We start from the raw sequence: 2,010 nt of genomic DNA, 5'->3' as shown, positions 1-2,010 counted from the left end.
CGGCGGAGGACGGCAGAGCGGATTTGCAGTATGTCATTGATGTGGCAAAGGACATTGCCACCTATATGAACGGTTATAAGGTGATTGTTAACAAGTCCACCGTACCTGTGGGCACCGGACAGAAGGTCAAGGCTACTGTGCAATCAATCCTCACTGAGCGTGGGGTTAATTATGGCTTTGATGTGGTTTCCAATCCCGAATTTCTACGCGAAGGTTCTGCCGTACACGACTTTATGCATCCTGACCGGGTTATCCTGGGCGCAGAAAGTGAAAGGGCATTCAACACAATGAGGGAGGTCTACAGGGTACTTTATATCAACGAAACTCCTTTTGTTGAAACCAACCTTGAAACTGCTGAGATGATCAAATATGCTGCTAACGCTTTTCTGGCTATGAAAATTACATTTATCAACGAAGTGGCTAACGTGTGTGAAAAGGTCGGCGCTGACGTTCAAAAGGTAGCCAAAGCGATGGGGCGGGACGGTCGCATCGCGCCGAAGTTCCTGCACGCAGGACCCGGATACGGTGGAAGCTGTTTTCCCAAAGATACCAGGGCTTTTATAGAAATTGCCCGGGATTGCGGAGAGTCCATGTCTCTCGTTGAAGCAACAGTGGAGGCAAATGAGCGCCAAAAAATAAAGATGGTACATAAAATTGCAGACGCTTTGGGCGATCTTAATAATAAAACCATTGCTATTCTCGGTGTGACCTTCAAACCGAATACAGACGACCTGAGAGACGCGCCGTCACTGGTTATCCTCCCGGAACTTGCCAGGTGCGGCGCACGGTTGAAAGTTTATGATCCTGCAGGACAGAAAGAGGGCAGCTGGCGTTTTTCAAATATTAAGGACAGCATCACCTGGTGTGCTGACGCCTATGAAGCCATGGGAAACACTGATGCCACAGTAATTTTGACAGAATGGAATGAATTCAGGAACCTGAATTTTGATAAGTTTAAGGAAATTGGCGCCGGAAACTATTTCTTTGATCTGAGAAACATTTATGATAAAAAGATTATAATCAGTAAGGGATTCAAATATTATGGTGTAGGTGTATAGTGATGCAGCTGAGACCGGTTGATGTTAAAAAAATATATTTGGTGACAGGCGCGGCTGGTTTTATAGGTATGCATCTGTCTAAAAAGCTTTTAGAACTTGGCTGTACCGTTATTGGCCTTGATAATATGAATGATTATTATGATGTCCGGCTGAAATCCGCGAGATTGGACGTCCTAAAAAAATACGAGCATTTCACCTTTTACCAAATGGACCTGGCTGAAAAAAATACTTTGGAAGCCCTGTTCAGTGAAAACCGCATTGATGTGGTCATAAACCTGGCAGCGCAGGCCGGTGTGCGCTACAGCATTGAAAACCCGGAGGTTTACATTCAGTCCAATATTGTAGGTTTTCTAAATATACTTGAAAACTGCAGGCATCATTCCGTTCAGCATCTGCTGTACGCGTCTTCCAGCTCGGTCTACGGGGCAAACAACAAAGTGCCTTTTGCCACTGGAGACAGGGTGGATAATCCGGTCAGCCTCTACGCGGCCACTAAAAAATCCAATGAGCTGATGGCTTACACATACAGCCACCTTTATCGGATACCTACGACCGGTTTGCGTTTATTTACTGTATACGGTCCTTATGGGCGGCCGGATATGGCCTATTTTTCTTTTACAAAAGCGATTATGGAGAATAAACCAATCCGGGTATTTAACAACGGCGATATGTATAGAGATTTCACTTATATCGACGATGTGGTTAACGGGATCCTGCCTTTGCTTGAAAACTCCCCTGTGCTGAATATGGAAGGGGTCCCGTATAAGATATATAACATAGGCAACAATAGGCCGGAAAAACTGCTTGATTTCATTGCTGTAATTGAAAACGCCGTAGGTAAAAAAGCAGTAATGGAGTTTTGCCCCATGCAGCCTGGTGATGTTTATAGAACCTACGCTGATGTGACGGACCTGGTGGTGGATGCCGGTTTCAGACCCAACACTGGCATCGG

2 protein-coding genes are annotated in these 2,010 nt (G+C 45.4%); both read left to right on the top strand.

Annotated elements, in window-relative coordinates; all coding sequences use genetic code 11:
• Positions 1 to 1,058, top strand: a 1,058-nt coding sequence (locus NC238_16425) for a UDP-glucose/GDP-mannose dehydrogenase family protein (GenBank protein ID MCM1567494.1), incomplete at its 5' end; no start/stop codon positions are given.
• A gap of 2 nt (positions 1,059 to 1,060) precedes the next feature.
• A partial coding sequence (locus tag NC238_16420) for an SDR family NAD(P)-dependent oxidoreductase (protein ID MCM1567493.1) occupies positions 1,061 to 2,010 on the top strand: 950 nt, incomplete at its 3' end.

The sequence above is a fragment of the Dehalobacter sp. genome (genome assembly GCA_023667845.1).
Classification (GTDB): domain Bacteria; phylum Bacillota; class Desulfitobacteriia; order Desulfitobacteriales; family Syntrophobotulaceae; genus Dehalobacter.
Note: the sequence above shows the minus strand (reverse complement) of the source record. Positions and strands in the feature narration are given on the sequence as shown.